21 protein-coding genes, 1 tRNA gene and 1 other RNA gene are annotated in these 18,976 nt (G+C 41.7%); 9 read left to right on the forward strand and 14 right to left on the reverse strand.

The window, feature by feature from the left end:
* Window positions 1-83 precede the first annotated feature (83 nt).
* Window positions 84-815 (reverse strand): FAD-dependent thymidylate synthase, encoded by a 732-nt coding sequence (gene thyX / locus PH_RS03560; RefSeq protein WP_010884853.1) that lies wholly within the window; start codon window positions 813-815, stop codon window positions 84-86.
* Window positions 816-907: 92 nt separating this feature from the next.
* Between thyX and PH_RS03565 the strand changes: the two genes are divergently transcribed.
* From PH_RS03565 to PH_RS03570, 3 genes are all read left to right on the forward strand, one after another.
* Window positions 908-985 (forward strand) — tRNA-Arg (locus tag PH_RS03565).
* Window positions 986-1,028: 43 nt separating this feature from the next.
* Window positions 1,029-1,084: C/D box small nucleolar RNA (locus tag PH_RS09570), an RNA gene on the forward strand.
* Between the two features lie 46 nt (window positions 1,085-1,130).
* Window positions 1,131-1,562, forward strand: a complete 432-nt coding sequence (locus PH_RS03570) for a Tfx family DNA-binding protein (protein ID WP_048053211.1) — start codon at window positions 1,131-1,133, stop codon at window positions 1,560-1,562.
* Between the two features lies 1 nt (window position 1,563).
* Here the strand turns inward: PH_RS03570 and PH_RS03575 are convergent, their stop codons facing one another.
* From PH_RS03575 to PH_RS03605, 7 genes are all read right to left on the reverse strand, one after another.
* Window positions 1,564-2,172 carry an indolepyruvate oxidoreductase subunit beta gene (locus PH_RS03575; protein ID WP_010884855.1) on the reverse strand — a complete coding sequence of 203 codons (609 nt, stop codon included), beginning with the start codon at window positions 2,170-2,172 and terminating at the stop codon, window positions 1,564-1,566.
* Window positions 2,169-4,115 carry an indolepyruvate ferredoxin oxidoreductase subunit alpha gene (gene iorA / locus PH_RS03580; protein WP_010884856.1) on the reverse strand — a complete coding sequence of 649 codons (1,947 nt, stop codon included), beginning with the start codon at window positions 4,113-4,115 and terminating at the stop codon, window positions 2,169-2,171. The genes PH_RS03575 and iorA overlap by 4 nt, the downstream gene beginning before the upstream one ends.
* A complete protein-coding gene (gene acs, locus PH_RS03585) occupies window positions 4,116-5,489 on the reverse strand; it encodes an acetate--CoA ligase alpha subunit (RefSeq protein ID WP_010884857.1) in 1,374 nt (457 codons plus the stop codon).
* Window positions 5,490-5,591: 102 nt separating this feature from the next.
* Window positions 5,592-5,924, reverse strand: a complete 333-nt coding sequence (locus PH_RS03590) for a hypothetical protein (protein WP_010884858.1) — start codon at window positions 5,922-5,924, stop codon at window positions 5,592-5,594.
* Window positions 5,911-6,681, reverse strand: a complete 771-nt coding sequence (locus PH_RS03595) for a ParA family protein (RefSeq protein ID WP_010884859.1) — start codon at window positions 6,679-6,681, stop codon at window positions 5,911-5,913. Before PH_RS03595 ends, PH_RS03590 begins: the two co-directional genes overlap by 14 nt.
* 40 nt (window positions 6,682-6,721) lie before the next feature.
* Window positions 6,722-7,966 carry a cell division protein FtsZ gene (gene ftsZ / locus PH_RS03600; RefSeq protein WP_010884860.1) on the reverse strand — a complete coding sequence of 415 codons (1,245 nt, stop codon included), beginning with the start codon at window positions 7,964-7,966 and terminating at the stop codon, window positions 6,722-6,724.
* Between the two features lie 20 nt (window positions 7,967-7,986).
* Complete coding sequence (locus PH_RS03605; RefSeq protein ID WP_010884861.1) at window positions 7,987-8,175, reverse strand: ribbon-helix-helix domain-containing protein; 189 nt, start codon at window positions 8,173-8,175, stop codon at window positions 7,987-7,989.
* A 200-nt stretch (window positions 8,176-8,375) separates the two neighbouring features.
* On the opposite strand from PH_RS03605, the gene cgi121 reads away from it, so the two are divergent.
* The 4 genes from cgi121 to PH_RS03625 are packed head-to-tail and all read left to right on the forward strand — an operon-like array spanning window position 8,376 to window position 11,494.
* Complete coding sequence (cgi121, locus tag PH_RS03610; RefSeq protein ID WP_048053564.1) at window positions 8,376-8,807, forward strand: KEOPS complex subunit Cgi121; 432 nt, start codon at window positions 8,376-8,378, stop codon at window positions 8,805-8,807.
* 46 nt (window positions 8,808-8,853) lie between these two features.
* The gene (locus PH_RS03615; RefSeq protein WP_010884863.1) at window positions 8,854-10,029 is read left to right on the forward strand and encodes a pyridoxal phosphate-dependent aminotransferase; all 1,176 of its coding nucleotides are present in this window, start codon (window positions 8,854-8,856) and stop codon (window positions 10,027-10,029) included.
* Complete coding sequence (locus PH_RS03620) at window positions 10,026-10,289, forward strand: TMEM165/GDT1 family protein (protein WP_010884864.1); 264 nt, start codon at window positions 10,026-10,028, stop codon at window positions 10,287-10,289. Before PH_RS03615 ends, PH_RS03620 begins: the two co-directional genes overlap by 4 nt.
* A gap of 11 nt (window positions 10,290-10,300) precedes the next feature.
* Complete coding sequence (locus PH_RS03625; protein ID WP_010884865.1) at window positions 10,301-11,494, forward strand: MFS transporter; 1,194 nt, start codon at window positions 10,301-10,303, stop codon at window positions 11,492-11,494.
* On the opposite strand, the gene PH_RS03630 is transcribed toward PH_RS03625, so the two are convergent.
* Genes PH_RS03630 through PH_RS03650 form a run of 5 tightly spaced genes read right to left on the reverse strand, consistent with a single transcriptional unit; the run spans window position 11,484 to window position 15,234 of the window.
* Window positions 11,484-11,900: a hypothetical protein gene (locus PH_RS03630; protein WP_010884866.1), complete on the reverse strand. Its 417-nt coding sequence runs from the start codon at window positions 11,898-11,900 to the stop codon at window positions 11,484-11,486. The genes PH_RS03625 and PH_RS03630 overlap by 11 nt on opposite strands.
* On the reverse strand, window positions 11,897-13,129 hold the full coding sequence (locus tag PH_RS03635; RefSeq protein WP_010884867.1) for a DUF58 domain-containing protein: 1,233 nt from the start codon (window positions 13,127-13,129) through the stop codon (window positions 11,897-11,899). The genes PH_RS03630 and PH_RS03635 overlap by 4 nt, the downstream gene beginning before the upstream one ends.
* Before the next feature lie 6 nt (window positions 13,130-13,135).
* Complete coding sequence (locus PH_RS03640; RefSeq protein ID WP_010884868.1) at window positions 13,136-14,080, reverse strand: AAA family ATPase; 945 nt, start codon at window positions 14,078-14,080, stop codon at window positions 13,136-13,138.
* Window positions 14,037-14,444: a hypothetical protein gene (locus PH_RS03645; protein ID WP_010884869.1), complete on the reverse strand. Its 408-nt coding sequence runs from the start codon at window positions 14,442-14,444 to the stop codon at window positions 14,037-14,039. The genes PH_RS03640 and PH_RS03645 overlap by 44 nt, the downstream gene beginning before the upstream one ends.
* Window positions 14,434-15,234: a DUF4129 domain-containing protein gene (locus tag PH_RS03650; RefSeq protein WP_231833715.1), complete on the reverse strand. Its 801-nt coding sequence runs from the start codon at window positions 15,232-15,234 to the stop codon at window positions 14,434-14,436. Before PH_RS03650 ends, PH_RS03645 begins: the two co-directional genes overlap by 11 nt.
* Before the next feature lie 163 nt (window positions 15,235-15,397).
* Between PH_RS03650 and PH_RS03655 the strand changes: the two genes are divergently transcribed.
* Both PH_RS03655 and PH_RS03660 read left to right on the forward strand, forming a co-directional pair.
* Entirely contained in the window at window positions 15,398-16,951 is a 1,554-nt protein-coding gene (locus PH_RS03655; protein ID WP_048053212.1) for an alanine/glycine:cation symporter family protein, read from the forward strand.
* 50 nt (window positions 16,952-17,001) lie between these two features.
* The gene (locus PH_RS03660) at window positions 17,002-18,375 is read left to right on the forward strand and encodes an acetyl ornithine aminotransferase family protein (RefSeq protein ID WP_048053213.1); all 1,374 of its coding nucleotides are present in this window, start codon (window positions 17,002-17,004) and stop codon (window positions 18,373-18,375) included.
* Here the strand turns inward: PH_RS03660 and PH_RS03665 are convergent, their stop codons facing one another.
* The gene (locus tag PH_RS03665; protein WP_048053214.1) at window positions 18,376-18,903 is read right to left on the reverse strand and encodes a multiprotein bridging factor aMBF1; all 528 of its coding nucleotides are present in this window, start codon (window positions 18,901-18,903) and stop codon (window positions 18,376-18,378) included.
* Window positions 18,904-18,976: the final 73 nt, after the last annotated feature.

An 18,976-nucleotide genomic window follows, 5' to 3' on the forward strand; every position in this document is an offset into this window, starting at 1 on the left:
AAATACTTAAAAAGCTAGCGGAAACTTATGTGGTCTTTTTGTCAACTAAATTTGAAGTAAACTTTCCCCTGTAAGAAGAGAAGCTAATACTTTTCCAATAAGTTTTTCCACCTTTCCCTCGTTCTTTTTAAGCAACCTGGTGGCATAAGTTCCCTCTCTGGACAGTAGCCAAGTTGGATGCATCTTGGCCCTAGCTTAGCCCACTCAATTATCGGCTTGAGCTCTTTCCTTTTGGCAATTTCCTCAAGCATCTTCCAAGCAACTTCCCTGATCTCCCATTGGGCCCTCTCGCATAATCTCAATCCAAAGAAGTGCTTTAGTTCCCTTAGGTTCATCGTTACTACAATTTTCGTTTTAACTGATTGGGGAAGGATGAATCTTGCATCCTCTTGATGTATCCCCCTTTCAATGCTTTTCTCGTACAATTCTAAAGATCTCTTAAGTAGCTCTTTCCACTCTTTTAATAACTCCGAATCTTTTTTTATGGACTCCGGTATGACGAAGGTTTCCTCAACATCTTCAGGGTTTATTTTAATGTACCTTTGACTCTGTTGGGTGTAACTTGCTATCCTATGCCTAACGAGCTGATGCGTGCACACCCTTGAGCATCCCTCTATGGAGAATGTGAAAGTTGCATGCTCCAGGATTGATTCGTGTCCGTAGCTTAGGATTCTAGGTAGGTGAATTTCAACATCATTAGGGGATATCTTCTCAAAAGCTTCGGTACTCCAACCATCCCAATAGCTTATAAGTGCAGCCCAAGTAACTGTCTCCAAGGGTTTGGGAGTGTAATTTATCAGTTTTACCTTAACCATTTTGACTCCCTCTACTATCTTTGAGGGCTTGTTATTAGGTTTATGCAACCGCAAGATTTAAAAATGCTCTATGGCCACAAAATTTTGGGCATGGACCGGTAGCCTAGCCAGGACAGGGCGGCGGCCTCCTAAGCCGCAGGTCCGGGGTTCAAATCCCCGCCGGTCCGCCAGATTTCTTTTCTTGCCCTTTCGACTTGAGTACAATTCTCTAAGGGCGATGATGTAGGGTGGCGTCCCTGACATATGATGAAGCCTGCGATGGCTGAGCAAATTATTTTTACCCTTTTCCTTATATGTAAGCAGAGGTGCTTACCAATGAAGACGTTCTTAACGGAGCAACAAATAAAGGTTTTAGTTTTAAGGGCTAAAGGCCTTAAACAGAGTGAAATTGCTAAGATACTTAAGACTACGAGAGCTAACGTTAGTATATTGGAGAAAAGAGCTTTAGAGAAAATAGAAAAGGCTAAAAATACTCTTCTTCTATGGGAGCAAATAAACTCGAAGGTCAACGTAAATGTTAAGGCTGGTGAGGATATATTTAGCGTGCCCGAGAAGCTTTTCAAAAAGGCCGATGAGGCTGGGGTTAAAGTTCCTTATAGCACGGCCGAAATAATAGCTTTTCTTGTTGAGCATGCTCCAATAGAGAATAGGCTTGCAAAGAGGGATTTCGTAATATTCCTGGATTCAAAGAATAGGCTGAGAATTAGTGATTGCCTGATAAACTTGGATGAAATAGAGAAAAAATAAATCAGAGGTTGAGCATTTCCTTTGCGGCTTTAACTCCTAAGTCAAAGGCCTTCATGTTAACGTCAACGGCCTTTGGAGGAACGCTGAGCCTTATCACCTCTTTTACGTGCTCAGCTGAAAGTGGAAATCCTGGGGTTTGAGTTAGTGCTCCAATAAGAACTACGTTGGTAGTTATCACGTTTCCAGCTTCTATGGCTAGTTTTTCAGCATCAAAAGCTAGGAATTTGCCATTAAACTCTTCTTCAACAATTCTTTTTATCTCTTCCAGGCTTGGGTAAGTTGCGAGACCCATTGAAACTTGGACTGGTGGAATTGGTCTTGCGTTAGTGAACACGAGACCTCCTTTCTTAAGGTAATTTATATACCTCAAAGCTTCGACGGGTTCGAAGCTTAGTATTACATCGGCTTTTCCTTCAGGAACCATTGCTCCATAAACGTCATCACCAAAACGGACGTAGGCTATAACTGAACCAAACCTCTGACTCATTCCGTGGACTTCGCCCACCCTCACTTTGTACCCTGCTTTAAGAGCTGCCCATCCCAATAGATTCGCAGCAGTAAGGATACCCTGACCTCCAACACCCGTAATAACGATATTGTACTCCTTCATAGCTCTCCCTCCCTAACCTTCTCGAAAGCTCCGAATGGACAGACCTGTGCACAGCCTCCACAGCCCCAGCACATGAGAGGATCGACTCTAGCTTTCTTCTTCTCTGCATCCCAGTAAATTGCTGGACAACCATAGGCGTTAATACAGATCTTACATCCTGTACACTTCTCCTCGTTGACCTGGTAGATTGGCCACTGTTTTCCTTCCCTCCTTAATTGCCCGATCCTGTAGAGGGCACATGCCCTCCTTGAGACGACTACACTAACTCCCTCAACCTCGAGGGCCTTCTTTATAGTTTCATAGGTCTCCTTTATGTCGTAAGGATCAACGACGGCAACAAAGTCAGCTCCCATAGCCCTGGCCACTTCCTCAATTAGTATTCTCTTTCCGGGTCCGTGAGGTGTTTCACCGGTTCCTGGGTTTGGTTGGTCTCCAGTCATTGCGGTAACCATGTTATCCATAACCACTATTAGAACGTTGGAGCGGTTGTATATTGCATTGGCCAAGGCCGGCAATCCAGTGTGGAAGAATGTTGAATCACCAATTGTTGCGACAATGATCTTCTTCTCTTTACCTGTTTTTCTTTGCTCCTCTCCTAGAGCTCCATTGAGGGCTATACTTAATCCGTGAGCTACTCCAATGGAACCTCCCATCGCTATAGTCGTATCGACGGTTTTGAGCGGTGGTAGAACTCCAAGGGTGTAACATCCTATGTCACTTGGGAATATCGCCCTTGGTGTCGCGGCTTTCCTAATTGCAAAGAATGTGTTCCTGTGGGGGCATGCTGGACAGAGTGAGGGCGGTCTCGGAGGAACCATTTCCTGAACTTTCTTATACTTCTCATCTATTTCTTGGAAGTTTATTGGCGTTTCAACACCTAAGAATTTTGCTACCGCTTCTACGGCCCTCCTAGTCGTCATTTCATAAACCCTTGGCACTAGATCCTTTCCATGGATTTCAATGTTGATGTTGTTATCGAATGCCCATACCTTTACCTGCTCCTCAACAACGGGTTCAAGCTCTTCAACTATGAGAACTCTCTCTAATCCGTTAAAGAACTTCTCTAGCAATCCGTAGGGAACTGGGAAGGGCGTTCCCAGCTTTAATATCTTTACATTGTCAATTCCAAGCCAGGCTAGAGCTTCCTTGACGTAAGCATAAGACAATCCCGGAGCTATTATTCCAACCTTTGCATCCTCCGGACCTTCTATCCAGTTAAATGGGGATGTGTTAAATTCTTCCCTGAACTTTTCTATCGTTTCCAATAACCATGGATGCTTAGGCCTTTGAAACGCTGGTATATCTACGTACTTCTCTGGGTTCTTCTTAAAGTTACCGAACTTCCTTTTTCCCTCCTTTATTTCCTGGGGAAGCTCTCCCAGGACAACATCCCCTCTCATATGAGAGCTTCTTGTTGTCGTCCTTAGTATGACCATCTGTCCATATTTTTCGCTGATCTCAAATGCATACTTTACCATATCTTTTGCCTCTTGAACGCTTGAAGGCTCTAAAACAGGAATGTTTGCAAACTTTGCTATTGCCCTTGTATCCTGCTCGTTTTGACTACTCCACATGCTTGGATCATCTGCGACTACTACAATCAAGCCGCCGTTGATACCCATGTAACTTACGGTCATGAAGCTATCCATTGCAACGTTTAATCCAACGTGCTTCATAGCGGTCATAGCCCTTAATCCTGCCCAGGAAGCGCTTAGTGCCGTCTCAAATGCAACCTTTTCGTTGGTTGAATACTCCATATAAACTCCGGCCTTCTTTGCTACCATGGCCATGGTATCCGTTATTTCAGAACTTGGGGTTCCAGGATAAGCTGCGTAAACCCCGATGTTACCTTCCAGGGCCCCTCTAACTATGGCTTGATTTCCTAAAAGGAGGACCTTTTCCCCGGGTTTATCCCATAAGACTATGTCAGTTACTTTAACCATTCATTCCACCTCCAAAATTCCAACGTTTTTAGCCTGCTCAACGAGAGCGTAAGCAGCGGATGCAACATCTTCAGGTCTCTCATAGGTCGGGATTCCATTCTTTTCGAGAAGTTCCTTAGCCTTCTCGCTCACGTACCCGGCCATAAACATGGCTAGAACTGGCTTTTCATTGTTAACCTCTTTTACCGCTCTAATAATTCCTTCAGCGTGCTCCGTTAGCGTCATTCCTGCAAAGGTTGGGACGACACATATCGCGATCAGCATATCAACGTTTGGATCTTGAAGAAGAAGCTTTGCGGTTCTGTAGTAATCCTCTCCCCTTGCGGATGCTATCATATCAACTGGGTTTTTTACAGCGGCCATTGGTGGTAGGAATGACCTGAGTTCCTCTATTGTTTTTTCCTCCAGGGTGGCCAATTTTAATCCACGTTTATCAAGTTCATCAGCAGTTAGGACTCCTGGGCCTCCAGCATTAGTCATTATGGCTACTTTATTTCCTCTAGGTAAAGGTTGTGAAAATGCTCTAGCCATGCTGAGCATCTCATCTATAGTGTTCGCTACTAAAACTCCGCTCTGCTTAAATGCTGCCTCATATATTTTCCAACTACCCGCTAAAGAACCTGTATGGCTTGATGCTGCTCTTGCGCCACTTTCACTCTTTCCAGCTTTTAAAGCTATGATAGGCTTCTTCTTTGTAACTCTCTTTGCAACTTCCATGAATTTTTTTCCATTTCTAACTCCCTCTATGTACAGGGCTATTGCTTTGTCTTCTTCAGTATCCGCTAAGTATTCCATTAGTTCAGCGAAGTCAACATCGGCCATGTTACCAACGCTTATGAATTTTGAAAATCCAATGTCTTCCTTTATTGTCTTATATACTATCCCTGCTCCTAATGCACCGCTTTGGCTTATGAATGCTACGTTTCCTTTCTTAGCGACGGTTATAAAAGTGGCATTCAAATCAACGTGGGTATTCATTATTCCAACACAGTTCGGCCCTATGATCCTCATTCCGTACTTGTGGGCTATCTCAACTAGCTCCTTTTCCTCTCTCTTCCCTTCCTCCCCTGTTTCTCCAAACCCTGCGGTTATTATAACTACTCCCTTAACTCCCTTCTCGCCACATTGGATTAGCGTATCTTTTACAAATCTCTTTGGGACAACTATTATTGCCAAGTCAATTTCATCTGGAATATCCTTAACACTTTTATACGCCTTGACGCCTTGAACTTCTTCCTCCTTTATGTTTACTGGATAAACTTTGCCCTTCTTATACTCTTTTAGATTTTTGAAAACCTCGTAGCCGAGCTTTTTTGGATCATTAGAAGCCCCTATTACGGCTATTCCTTTAGGATTAAAGAAATAGTCAAGCATTTTCTTCCACCAATCTGATGCTTATACTCCTACCTTATAAGACTTCTTAGGCTTTAGTGGACTGTAAAATTCATTGATGATCAAAATTTAAAAGAGGGAGGATTAGACCTTAAACTTCTCAGTTAAATACTCCCTAAGGGCCTCTACATCCTCCCTTTTGATAACTTCCATGAGCTCGTCAAATTTCCTTTCTCCCAGGGCCCTTTTGAGGTAATAATAAAGATCAACGGCATCCTCCACAATCTTGCTTTGTCTCCTTCCCTCCTCCCCATATAGCTCTATTAACTTTCTATTTGTATCTAAAGATATGTATAGAGTCTTCTGCTTTTTCTCAGATTTTAAGTCCTTTTTCTCCTCAGTTCTTTTTCCGGGCTTTGTTAGATCATCTAAAGAGCCTGAAAATAATTTTGGTATCTTTTTGCTATCCTTCGACAAGTGAAATCACCTCCCTTGCGAGTTTTTCAAATGCCCTACTAGCTTTTCCATTGGGGTCATACTCAAGGATGCTCTTGCCTTCTGCTTGGGCTTTTTCAATGGTCACAGTCTTTGGTATAGTGGTTAATATTGGGGCTTCGGGGTATAACTCCTTTAATTCTTTAAGCCTCTTTTCTGGGATCTTAGTCTGCCTTGTGAACTTATTAGGGACTATTCCCAGAAGTCTTAGGCCTTCATTGGTTTCATCTTTGATCATTTTCATTAAATTAAACATGAGTTGCATCCCTATAACCCCAAAATAACTCAACTCCAATGGAATGAGCACATAATCCGAGGCCGTTAATGAATTAACCAGGAATATTCCCATGCTTGGGGGATTATCAATTATTATGTAATCATACTCCGGATATACTGGCTTGAGGGCTTTTTCAAGTCTCCTCTCTCTATTATAGGTGTTTAAAATCTCTATCTCCTTAGCGGAGAGGGTTAAGTGGCTGGGTATTAAGTGTATGTTTTCGTTAATTTCTATTAAAACATCTTCTACAGTGCTTTCTTTTGTCATAAGGGTTCCAACGTTCTTGTTTTCGTAATTAATTACGTCCATACCAATTAATGCAAACGTAAGATTAAACTGCGGGTCAATGTCTACTAAAAGTACTTTTTTTCCAAATTTTGAGAGAGAATATCCGAGATTTAATGCTATCGTTGTCTTTCCAACTCCCCCTTTTTGATTCGCTATGCTAATTACTACGCCCATTTAATCACCTAAAGTTATCTGAAGAAAAGAATTAAAAAGTTTAAAGCTCATAAAATCCAAGGTCTTTGAAAATCTTGTTTATCCTAGACGAGTTATTTCCCTTCCTAAGCTTACTTGCTCTTGGATCTATGGAGCTAAATATCTCATCAACTTTACTCTCACTCATTATTTTACTATCCCTTGGCACAACTAGGGATGATGACGAATACGTTAAGGCATTGACGTTGATGTTCCCTAAGATTTGCGGGCTTCTCACTCCCGTCATTATTACCATAGCCCTGACGGTTTTTCCCATATCCTCCTCTATCATCGCACCCCATTTAATTTCGCTTTTTTCTCCAAGTCTTTCATACACTATCTCCATTGCCTTAGTTATTTCTTCTAGACTAACATCTGGGCCTACAGTAAAGTGAACAAGGGCTTTATCTCCTGATCCGAATTCAATGTCCAACATCTTATTATTTAGAGCTTCCATCACAGCATCGACTGCTCTATTGTTTGAATCACTCTCACCGATTCCTATTAGTGCTGGCCCTCCTCCCTTCATTACACTATATATATCGGCGTAGTCTATATTGACCATGGAAGGGAGTTTTATCGTCTCCACAATTCCCTTAACCATTCTTGCAATTATCTCATCCGCGAACCTGAATGCAACTTGGATAGGAAGTTTTGGAACAAGCTCGATTAACTTATCATTTTGAATTATGATCACGGTGTCTGAATATTCTAATAACATTTCAATACCTGCTTTTGCTTTCTCAATTCTTACTTTCCCTTCCATTTTAAATGGAAAAGTAACAACGCTAATAACAAGAGGTTCTTGAGGTAAGCCATTGTTTCTTGCTGTTTCCTTAATTATCCTTGCAATTACAGGTGTTGCTCCGGTTCCTGTTCCATTTCCCATTCCAGCGGTTAAGAATATGAGATCGTAATCTTTCACGATATCAGCTATCTCACTTGCACTAGCTTCAGCGGCCCTATATCCAATTCTCGGATCTCCACCAGATCCCTTTCCGTGAGTTATTGACTTTCCTAAAAGTAACTTTTTGTGGGCCTTTATTTGATGTAAGTGCTGGGCATCTGTGTTCATAGCTATAAGATCTGCACCTTGGACTCCTAGATCATACAATCTAGAAATAGTGTTATTTCCCGAACCTCCCACTCCTATGACGGCTATTTTGATCAAGTCTGAAACATCTCCAAGATAGTCAGAATCTTTGATTTCCTTATCTTCGAATTCAAGATTTATCCCGGCTTGCTCCAATAACTTGTCAAATACCATATTCTCCTCCTCCCCTACTGTTATCTAACAACGTATTCAGGAAGTTCTTCTTGTATCTCCTCCTTGTAGAGTTCTTTTTTTAGAAGCTCTCTTATGGCTACCCTTATAGCTTCACTTCTATTTGGATATATTCCCCTCTTAACGAGAGAATCTAGACCATGAATTAAATTCTGGGGAAGTTGGACGCTGATTATTTTCATCTTGGCCATCCCTACAACACCCTTCAGCGGAATTCCCTATTCTAAGGCTTGAGTTTATCTAGTTAAATATTTTTTGGCTTAAATTATTTTTGTGATATTATGAACTTAAAAAACTTTTAAATTTATACCGGTCAAAATTTAAAAATTTTTAGCAACACAATTGGTGAGGGGGAGAAATGTATTTATCGGTGGTTATTTCCAAATATACCATGCTAGAAATAAAAACAAAATTTGGAAATATATGTATTGCAAAAGTCCACTTAAATGAGGATGATGTAGGGAAGGTTCTAGAGGCTTGCGATGAACAATGCCAGGTTATGAGGACTAAATGCTATGAAGAAGTTGTTTTTGCCACAATACTTGCTCTTAAATCCTTTAATTCTGAGAGAAACACTGCCAAGACTGTAAGGGGGGAAATTTTGCTGAGGTTGGCCGGAGTAAAGCAGATCAAGGATGCTTTAAAATTAGTCGGCGCATCGAAAGGGGAGAATTTTATTGTCATCTTTAATGTTGATAATCCGTGTGACAAGCTTCGGAGGTTACTGCAATCCCTCGGCATAAGGGAAATTGAACTAAACAAATGCCCCCAGGAAGAACTGAAAAAGTCCCTTGAAAAAATGGCTATGGTTGAAGCCTTTTAAAAAGTTTTATAAATTTTTCATGTAATCCGGTTCTGGGTGTTCAAAAATGAGAGAAAAGAGGAAGTATTTTATCGCTGAGAGGGTCCTCCTTATCAAAAGATCGAAAATAAGAGAATTATTCGAAAGAGCTTCTAAAATGGAGGATGTAATATCTTTAGGAATCGGAGAACCAGACTTTGATACTCCTAAAAACATAAAAGAAGCCGCTAAAAGAGCTCTAGATGAAGGATGGACTCATTACACTCCAAATGCAGGAATTCCAGAGCTAAGAGAAGCCGTCGTTGAATACTATAAGAAATTCTATGGAATTGATATAGAGGTAGAAAATGTGATAATAACAGCTGGAGCGTATGAGGGTACTTACTTAGCCTTTGAATCATTATTGGAGAGAGGAGATGAAGTTATAATACCAGATCCAGCTTTTGTTTCATATGCTGAAGATGCGAAAGTCGCAGAAGCAAAGCCAGTTAGGATTCCTTTAAGAGAGGAAAACAATTTCTTACCCGATCCTAACGAGTTGTTAGAGAAGATATCAAAGAATACTAGGATGATAGTGATAAACTATCCAAATAATCCGACTGGGGCAACGCTAGATAAGGAGTTGGCAAAGACAATTGCAGACATAGCGGAAGATTACAACATTTACATACTAAGTGATGAACCCTATGAACATTTCATATACGAGGATGCAAAGCATTATCCAATGATAAAATTCGCACCAGAGAATACAATACTTGCAAATTCATTCTCAAAGACGTTTGCAATGACGGGCTGGAGGTTGGGATTTGTAGTTGCTCCTTCCCAGGTAATTAAAGAAATGACAAAGTTACATGCATACGTAATAGGGAATGTAGCTTCGTTTGTTCAAATTGCTGGAATTGAGGCATTAAGGAGCGAAGAGAGCTGGAAGGCCGTTGAGGAAATGAAAAAAGAATACAATGAAAGGAGGAAAATTGTTGTAAAACGGCTCAAGAATATGCCAGGAATAAAGGTTAAAGAACCAAAGGGGGCATTTTACGTATTCCCAAATATATCCGGAACTGGAATGTCTAGTGAAAAATTCAGTGAATGGTTATTGGAGAAGGCTAGAGTGGTCGTGATCCCAGGAACAGCGTTCGGTAGGATGGGTGAAGGTTACGTTAGAATAAGCTACGCGACTAGTAAGGAGAAACTCATAGAAGCTATGAATAGAATTGAAAAAGCCTTGGAGGGTGAAAAGTGAAAGATGTCCTCCAAATATTTTTACTTATCTTTTTAGCGGAACTTGGGGATAAAACCCAGCTAGCCACGATTACTTTTGCAACTAAGTATGGATGGTTAAAAGCCTTTATTGGAGCAGTTTCGGCCCTTGCCGTTGTTAACCTGATAGGAGCTCTAATCGGAGAAAAAATAGGGGACTATTTTACAATGAGTGTGATCAATAAAGCGGCGGGTATTCTGTTCATTATATTCGGTATCCTAATATTCTTCGATAAAATTTAGGGGGTGGTAGAATGGGTAGATGGAGGGCCGTGATACTTGACACAATATTAATGACGGCCGGATTTGGAACTCTAACGTTTATGGGAGTTGCAAAGCCAGATATAATCCATCACTTTGGAATCTCGAGCAATGAATTCGAGTTGCAACACATAGCTTACGTTTTTGGATTATTTATAGCGTTTCTCCTGGGTAGTACGAGAATATATGAGGGATCCTTCAGGAGGAGCGTTGGTATAGCAATTTCCTGGGCCGCGATACCCCAAATGCTAATCCCCTTCGTTGGAAATTGGAATGTGGTTGTATTCTTAAGGTTCATTCAAGGTTTTGTAGTTGGCCTAGTACCCCTATTTAGCACTCAGATAGCTAGGTACTTTGTCTCGGAAAGGCCGTTCGCCAAAGGGATAATACTATCTGGAATCTTCTGGGGAGGAGTCTTTGGTAGTATTAGTGCAAGCTATATACTTGGCAGGATACCCTGGAAGGAGAGCTTCGTGATAACGGGCCTTATAATGTACCTAGTTTATATTATATGGTACTTCCTAACTGATGATTTTGAGATTAAACATCAGAAAGAAGGAGAGGCAACTGTAAGCATTTGGAAACTCCCCTTTACTTGGGTACTTGGCTTTACGTTTTTCCCGGCCCTATGGGTTATATTCACAATAATAGGGTTTTCAGCAAAGCTTGGATATGACATGGGTTGGAGCAAGGAGCAGGTTGCAACTTTATCCACCTCCCTAAACATTTCAAAGGCCCTCTGGAGTATAGGGTTTGGATACCTAGGATATTTGCTCTCAAGGAAGAATACAACTCCCAGGGGCCTCTTTGAAGCAATTGTTAAGGTTATGATACTTGCGTATATAGTGTCTTTCCTGGGCTTAGTGACTTACTCCAAGGGTATACTCTCCGGTAATTATCCCTTAGTCCTAGCGAGCGTGATCTTGGTTGGAGCCCTTCAAGGGACGGGGCCAGCATTTTGGACAAGTGCTCCGGCCGTGTATCCTGAAAGCTTAGTAACTAGGGCTAACTTTGCATTAGGGTTAATTTCCAATTCAGCCAATGCAATAGCTCCAACTATTACTGAAGTCTTAGCAAGGTATAGCATCGCCTTAGCGCTTGCTGAACTTTCTATAATGCCTCTGGTGGGAATATTGACCCTAATAATTGTAAGTAGAATGAAACTTCCAATTGAGGTTAAGGACTGAGCACGGAGATCCGGATAAACGCGTACAAGAGCAGTAAAAAGAGAACTGCAAGTAAAGTAACATCGAGGGAAACACCAGCTAGGGATATCGCATACACTCCAAAGTACGTTAATAAACTTAGTCCAACTGCAACTATGAGATAGAGAAAGTGCTCCATTGGTGCCCTTATTTTTTCCATCTCTCTAATTTCTACGACCAATAATCCCAGGGCCATTATTGCGACTCCCACGATATTAGTGATCCTGAACACTATAAGGTACAAGGCCAATATCCCCAGGCTAATAATACCAAGGGTATGGGAAAGTAGGGATAGGGTCATGATCCCTATTAAAATTACTCCATGTGGTAGAGGATAGAGAAGGAGTGCAAGTACAATCATTAGCAACAACGATGATAATCCTCTCATAGAATTCTCCTCCTAATTGAATTCAGTATCGTTGCCTTTAATGGTTCCCTTACGTTCCAGTCTATTACGATCCCCCACTCTCTAACCTTCTTAATCCTGGCCATTCTCTTTAGGCTAAGTATCCTTATGGCGATCTCTTCCTCTTTGCTCTTTGGTTCTCTTAGTGAATATGGATTGGGACTCAATACGACAATTTTATAACCGAGTTTGTATAATTCAAATATGGCCTTCTCGCTCTCTTGAGTTAAGAGGGGCGAAATGAATATTATCTGAGCCCTCGGGGGTAGCCTAGTTCTGGCCAAGTGCTCAACCTGATATGCAATAAGGTTATTCTTATCAGGTTTGCTCATACTAAGTACATCTATACACTTAAAAAAATGCCTCTTCCCATAGTCTACCTTTATCCACACGGGAACTGCTTCCGAAATTAAAAGTCCAAAGCTAGTCCCATTTTCTAATGCATCCATAAGCAGGGATGCCGCAACCCTAATTAGGTAGTCGAATACTTCCTTACCCTTGTATGTAGCATCTACTATCAAGACAACGTCTACTTTCCTCTCACTTTCGAATTCATTTGCCATAATTTTTCCCGTCTTTGCCGTGGCCTTCCAGTTTATTACCTTCATAGGATCTCCAGGTCTATATTCCCTCACTGCATGGAACTCTAGTCCCTCCCCTAACCTTGGAGAGGGTAAATGCCCCGTTGTTATCTTTGTTCCTTTTGTCGAATAGGGGGTTACTACTTCCTCTATTCTCGGAACTCCAATTATCTCATCATAAACCTCAACAATATAATCCTCCTCGAAGAGTCCAAAGGGATCTCTGTACGAGATTCTTACCCCAGGAAATTCGTGTTTTCCTCTTGAAACTCTAACTTTATACCTAAATACTCTCTCCTCACTCCTCCTCAGGGATGTTATCCAATAGTTCCTATCAATAACTTTCAATGAGGGAGGCGTTAAATCCTGGATATAGAGGGATTTAATGTTCGCTCCTGAGACTACCCTTATTGTGATCTCAGTTTCTTCTCCCTCTATTAGCCTGTGCCTTCTTATCTCCCTTGATACTTTTACCTCGATTGCGGGCTTAAAGAAAAGTGCTGAGAATAGGAAAACGAAGAGAACTGGAAGGGTAAGTACAATCCCTTCCCATCTCAATAGGAGATATGAGGATATAACGATTATCCAGATAATGGTTAATAGTGAGTATGCTTTTCCCGTTGCCTTCATTTCTCCTCACTCAAACTTCGGTACGGGAACCCTTTCCAGGATCTTTTCTATTACGCTTTCTTGACTAACCCTAGTGTACCATAACTCCCTTTTCAGGATTATTCTATGGCTTAAAGCTGGAATTGCTACGGCCTTAACATCGTCTGGGATTACATAATCCCTTCCTTCTATAGCAGCATAGGCCCTGGAAAGTTTTAGCAGGGCTAGACTACCCCTAGGAGAAACGCCGATCTCGATATCCCTCTTGTCTTCCCTGGTAGCCCACACGAGGGAAGTTATATATTCAATTATGGCATCGCTAACGTAGACATCCTCGACTTCCCTCTGCATTTTTAAGACATCCTTAGGAGATAGCACCGTTTCAATTTCCACCTCATCTTGCTTTCTCTCTATTCTTCTCCTTAATATTTCTTTCTCCTCATCCTTACTTGGATATCCCATTCTAAGCCTAACCAAGAACCTATCTAACTGAGCTTCCGGTAAGGGGTAAGTTCCTTCCTGCTCTATAGGATTCTGGGTTGCTATAACTATGAAAGGTTTAGGAAGCTTGTACGTGACACCCTCTATGGTAACTTGTCTCTCCTGCATCGCTTCCAGTAGAGCGGATTGAGTCTTTGGAGGGGCCCTATTTATCTCATCAGCTAAAAGTATGTTAGTGAACACGGGGCCTTTTTTAAATTCAAACTCGAGAGTTTTCTGATTAAAGACGTTAACTCCCAGGATATCACTAGGTAAGAGATCTGGGGTGAATTGAACCCTTTTGAATTCCAATCCTAAAGCTTTAGCAAAACTTTTAGCCATAAGCGTTTTTGCGAGTCCAGGAAGGTCTTCGATTAGTATATGGCCATCGGCAAGTATTGTAGCTAGAACTAGCTTTAAGACATTATCTTTCCCAACTATTGCCTTTTTAACTTCCTCTATAACCATTTGTGCTTTCTTTTGAACGTCCATTTATATCCTCCTCCACTTTTGTAAGGATCCTCTCAAGATCCCTAATGGAGTCTCCCTCCCAACGAAATTCATCCTCTCTAAATTCGAGGCCTAATATGTTGTATATATCCCTAACATGTTCAAGGATTATTTTTCGGGATATAGGACTAGTGTTTGCCCTCTTAACGATTCTAGCAAGCCTTTCAATTTCATCCTTCATACTGGTTCTAAAGGATATATTTGGAAGTTTTGGTTCCCATCCTTCTAGGGAGTACGCGAATAGTATCATAGCCGTTAGGAGGGCCGATATCCATCTAACTAAGTAGTTTCTGAAAAGTACGGCCCCCAAGGCAAAGATTAGGGGGATTATGTATTTACTCCTCACCCTTTATCACCATGTAAAGCTTATATGCTCTCTCTGCATCATTTATAGTTACCTTCTCGGGTGCATATTTTGCTTTCTCAAATAACTTTGCCAATTCGACATACGCTTTTCTCTTGTATGTGACCTTACTTGCATGTTCCCAATGGGTCCAACTTTCCCTGTAAGGGATCCCGAGAACTTCTAGCCATAATACTGCTTTTTTATATAGCTCAATTACTGCTTCTCTAGGGTTTGAAAACATATCTATCCCTCTCTCTTCAAGGCTAGCATCGAATTTTTGAAGTTCCTTTTTTATCCTCCTTTTTTCAGCTATGGTCGAAATGCTCTTAGATGCAGAGACTGAAAGGAGGAACAGGGCTATCATGAAAATTATTACCGGAACATAGAAAGCAAGTCCCAACTCAGTTCCCTTCCTTGTAAAAGTTGAGGGAATAACGAGAGGGTTTTGGGGTGGGATCTGAGAAGTGTTCGCTATCTCTTTTACTCTTCCTAAATGGGGAAGTAATTTTATTATCACTAGAAAATACGTCGCTAACATGAGGGAGGAGACTACTATCAAGATTATATTCCCCAGTGGGCCTGCCTTTGAGTGGCGTCCTTTAATTTTCTCCATATTTAGGATCGCCAACAATAAGAATAACATTGCAATGAATATGTACCCAAAGATGAAGAGTGTTAGGAAGAGCTCGAGGATCCTCTCACTACCACTTTTATTGTTAAATTCGGCCCCGAGCATTAATCCGAGTATAAACAATATGCCAATGAAGGTTATTAATATTTTGAGCTTCACAGGGGACACCTCATTTGTCTTTCAGACAATTATCTAGCTCAGCAGATTAAAAGCTTTATATAATGTAAAAAATCTTTCATAAATTTCAAATTTTGAGCAGGAAAGCCTTAAATAGTTCATTAAGCTATACTAAAAGGTGAATAGTCTACATGGGGGATCAGCAATGGGCGGTATAATGGACTTCGTGAACTGGCTTGATGGTGAAGTTTGGGGACCACCAATGATAGTGCTTCTCCTAGGTACAGGGCTGCTATTGACCATAATTCTCAAGGGAATCCAGTTCACAAGGTTGGGTTGGTCCATAAAGTATACCCTATTTGAGGGAAGGAAGAAAACTGGTGAAGGAGATATAACACCCTTCCAAGCTTTGATGGCAACGATCTCTGGAACCGTTGGAATTGGTAATATCGCTGGAGTTGCAACGGCTATTCACTTTGGAGGCCCTGGGGCACTGTTCTGGATGTGGATCACCGCACTATTCGGAATGGCAACGAGGTATTCAGAAGGTCTACTTGGAGTCGCATTCAGAGATAAACTTCCAGATGGAACAATGATAGGAGGATCGTTCCATAATTTAGAGAAAGGCTTTTCTCAGGTGAAGGGAACTGGCGTTAGTAGAACGATAGCTTCATTGCTAACTATCCTGTTTGCTATATTCATAGCAAAAGATGGTCTTGGTCTCAGTGGAGGACTCAGGGCTCTTGCATTTGCGATTGCGATACTCTTTGCAATATTGGGTCTTGCATTGCTTAAAGAAGATTACCTCCCAGCTATTGGGAAGATATTAGCTATATTATTCGCTCTATTTGCCTCAATAGCTGCATTCGGTATTGGAAATATGACCCAGGCTAACTCTGTTGCAGATGCACTTAAAACGGCCTTTGGAATTCCGGAATGGATAACGGGGTTAGCTTTGGCGATATTGACCTTCATCGTAGTCATAGGTGGTATAAAGAGAATCGGTGAAGTAGCGGAGATGCTCGTTCCATTCATGGCAATAATATACTTCTTATTTGCAATAGGTGTCTGGATTAAGTTCGCAGGTCAGATACCACATGCAATAGCAATAATAGTTAAGGATGCATTTACAGGAAAGGCCGTTGCAGGTGGGGCCGTTGGTCAGGTGATAATCTGGGGTGTAAAGAGAGGTCTATTCTCTAATGAGGCAGGTTTGGGAACGGCAACCCTTGCCCACGCTGCAGCTAGAACCGATCACCCAGCAAGACAAGCTCACGTTGCTATGCTAGGCCCATTCATTGATACACTGATAATCTGTTCATTAACTGGAGTAAGCATAGTCGTTACAGAAGCCTACACTAAGTTCCCGGATCTTAACGGTGCACCATTGACCCAGGCAGCCTTCGCTCAGGCCTTTGGTCATATGGGAGAGATCATGGTTGCTATAGGTATTATCCTCTTCGCATATTCAACGATACTTGCATGGTCCTTCTACGGAAGGCAGAACGTCATGTACCTTGGTAAGTGGGTAACTCAGGATCCAAAGAAGTTTGCAAACCTCTATCCAAAGCTCCACCTAGTTTACAACTTGCTCTTCGTTATCTTCATCTACATAGGTGCAGTTAAGCCCCTCGAGGATGTATGGAACTTCTCAGACATGATGAATGGACTCATGGCAATACCTAACCTGATAGCATTAATAGTCCTCTATCCAATAATCAAGCAGTACACTGAAGAGTTCATTGCAAAGAATCCATAATGCCTTTTCTACCCTTTTCTTATTACCCTTTTTCTTTGGAGGTGATTCTAATGGAGTACCCAAAGATAGTTGTTAAACCTCCTGGGCCAAGGGCTAAAGAGTTGATTGAGAGGGAAAAGAAAGTATTATCTACGGGAATTGGAGTGAAGCTATTTCCATTGGTTCCAAAGAGAGGCTTTGGGCCTTTTATAGAAGATGTAGATGGCAACGTTTTCATAGACTTCCTAGCTGGGGCCGCCGCTGCATCCACAGGATATGCTCATCCAAAACTTGTTAAGGCCGTTAAAGAGCAGGTGGAACTTATCCAGCATTCAATGATAGGTTATACTCATAGTGAAAGAGCGATAAGGGTTGCTGAAAAACTCGTGGAAATCTCTCCAATCGAAAATTCTAAGGTGATTTTTGGATTGAGCGGTAGCGATGCTGTTGATATGGCTATAAAGGTTTCAAAGTTCTCAACTAGGAGACCTTGGATACTCGCCTTCATAGGGGCCTATCATGGACAAACTCTAGGGGCCACTTCAGTAGCATCATTCCAAGTTTCCCAAAAGAGGGGCTACTCCCCATTGATGCCGAACGTTTTCTGGATACCTTATCCAAATCCGTTTAGAAACATCTGGGGCATAAACGGTTACGAGGAGCCAGATGAATTGATAAATAGGGTTCTAGATTACCTAGAGTATTACGTCTTTTCTCACGTTGTTCCTCCAGATGAAGTCGCGGCATTATTTGCTGAACCAATCCAGGGAGATGCAGGGATCGTTGTCCCTCCAGAGAACTTCTTTAAAGAGCTAAAGAAGCTACTTGAGGAATATGGGATACTACTTGTAATGGATGAAGTTCAAACGGGGATAGGGAGAACTGGAAAGTGGTTCGCAAGCGAATGGTTCAATGTAAAGCCAGACATGATAATATTTGGGAAGGGAGTAGCGAGTGGAATGGGACTGAGCGGAGTTATAGGGAGAAAAGAGATCATGGATATAACGAGTGGTTCAGCTCTGTTAACTCCAGCTGCAAATCCGGTAATTTCAGCTGCAGCAGAAGCTACCCTCGAGATAATCGAGGAGGAAAATCTTCTCAAGAATGCCCTTGAGGTTGGAGAATTTATAATGGGGAGGCTAAAGGAAATCAAAGAGCGGTTTGAGATAATTGGAGATGTAAGAGGCAAGGGTTTGATGATAGGAGTTGAGATAGTCAAGGAGAATGGAAGGCCGGATCCCGAGATGACTGGTAAGATATGCTGGAGGGCATTCGAGCTTGGCTTGATACTTCCGAGTTATGGAATGTTCGGGAACGTGATCAGAATAACGCCCCCACTAGTTCTTACAAAAGAGGTCGCGGAGAAAGCTCTTGAAATTATAGAGAGGGCAATCAAGGATACCTTAACTGGGAAGGTAGAGAGGAAAGTAGTAACTTGGCACTGATCACTTCTTCTTTTTCTTCTTTACCTTTATCCTGGCGATGTCTCCTAAAGTTGGTTCATAATCCCTAGGTATCACAGGCTTCTGCTCGAAGTCGGCTTCGACTTTCTCGACGAGCTTTATCTTAAAGAATCTTTCAAGCTTTCTTGCTTCCTCTATCGTTGGTGTATACTCTCCATGAGCTATTCTCCTTAAGAGGTTAACTGAAAGGCCAACTTTATGGGAGAGCTCCTCATAGCTGAGCCCACTCTTTCTAATGGCCTCCATAACCCTTTCGGCATAATCTTCAACTATATCCTCAGTAATCAGGGGTTTCTCCCTTCTAACACTTGGTACCCTCGGTTTTGAGGAGGTAATTCTTCTCCTCGGCTCCCTCCTGGGCATAATGCTAAAGGTTCCCGGCTTTCTTCCATATTTCCTATAACAATCATCACAAACTAAAAGTTCAGCACCCTCTATCCTTATTATATGCCCTTCCCCTTTAATTTCCCTTCCACAAAGCTCACAGTACTTGGGCTTTGCCTTTGCCATAAGTTTCCCCACTAAGCCTTTTAAGGTAGCTTTATTAAAAAGGCTACGGTCTGCGATGATGAGAGCGAACTGC

Origin of the sequence: Pyrococcus horikoshii OT3, assembly GCF_000011105.1 — an archaeon.
GTDB lineage: Archaea > Methanobacteriota_B > Thermococci > Thermococcales > Thermococcaceae > Pyrococcus > Pyrococcus horikoshii.

Excerpts from the sequence above, each read along its gene's own strand:
- thyX (WP_010884853.1), bottom strand. The coding sequence starts at position 815 with ATGGTTAAGGTAAAACTGATAAATTACACTCCCAAACCCTTGGAGACA.
- PH_RS03570 (WP_048053211.1), top strand. The coding sequence starts at position 1,131 with ATGAAGACGTTCTTAACGGAGCAACAAATAAAGGTTTTAGTTTTAAGG.
- PH_RS03575 (WP_010884855.1), bottom strand. The coding sequence starts at position 2,172 with ATGAAGGAGTACAATATCGTTATTACGGGTGTTGGAGGTCAGGGTATC.
- iorA (WP_010884856.1), bottom strand. The coding sequence starts at position 4,115 with ATGGTTAAAGTAACTGACATAGTCTTATGGGATAAACCCGGGGAAAAG.
- acs (WP_010884857.1), bottom strand. The coding sequence starts at position 5,489 with ATGCTTGACTATTTCTTTAATCCTAAAGGAATAGCCGTAATAGGGGCT.
- PH_RS03595 (WP_010884859.1), bottom strand. The coding sequence starts at position 6,681 with ATGGGCGTAGTAATTAGCATAGCGAATCAAAAAGGGGGAGTTGGAAAG.
- ftsZ (WP_010884860.1), bottom strand. The coding sequence starts at position 7,966 with ATGGTATTTGACAAGTTATTGGAGCAAGCCGGGATAAATCTTGAATTC.
- PH_RS03605 (WP_010884861.1), bottom strand. The coding sequence starts at position 8,175 with ATGGCCAAGATGAAAATAATCAGCGTCCAACTTCCCCAGAATTTAATT.
- cgi121 (WP_048053564.1), top strand. The coding sequence starts at position 8,376 with ATGCTAGAAATAAAAACAAAATTTGGAAATATATGTATTGCAAAAGTC.
- PH_RS03615 (WP_010884863.1), top strand. The coding sequence starts at position 8,854 with ATGAGAGAAAAGAGGAAGTATTTTATCGCTGAGAGGGTCCTCCTTATC.
- PH_RS03625 (WP_010884865.1), top strand. The coding sequence starts at position 10,301 with ATGGGTAGATGGAGGGCCGTGATACTTGACACAATATTAATGACGGCC.
- PH_RS03630 (WP_010884866.1), bottom strand. The coding sequence starts at position 11,900 with ATGAGAGGATTATCATCGTTGTTGCTAATGATTGTACTTGCACTCCTT.
- PH_RS03635 (WP_010884867.1), bottom strand. The coding sequence starts at position 13,129 with ATGAAGGCAACGGGAAAAGCATACTCACTATTAACCATTATCTGGATA.
- PH_RS03640 (WP_010884868.1), bottom strand. The coding sequence starts at position 14,080 with ATGGACGTTCAAAAGAAAGCACAAATGGTTATAGAGGAAGTTAAAAAG.
- PH_RS03655 (WP_048053212.1), top strand. The coding sequence starts at position 15,398 with ATGGGCGGTATAATGGACTTCGTGAACTGGCTTGATGGTGAAGTTTGG.
- PH_RS03660 (WP_048053213.1), top strand. The coding sequence starts at position 17,002 with ATGGAGTACCCAAAGATAGTTGTTAAACCTCCTGGGCCAAGGGCTAAA.
- PH_RS03665 (WP_048053214.1), bottom strand. The coding sequence starts at position 18,903 with ATGGCAAAGGCAAAGCCCAAGTACTGTGAGCTTTGTGGAAGGGAAATT.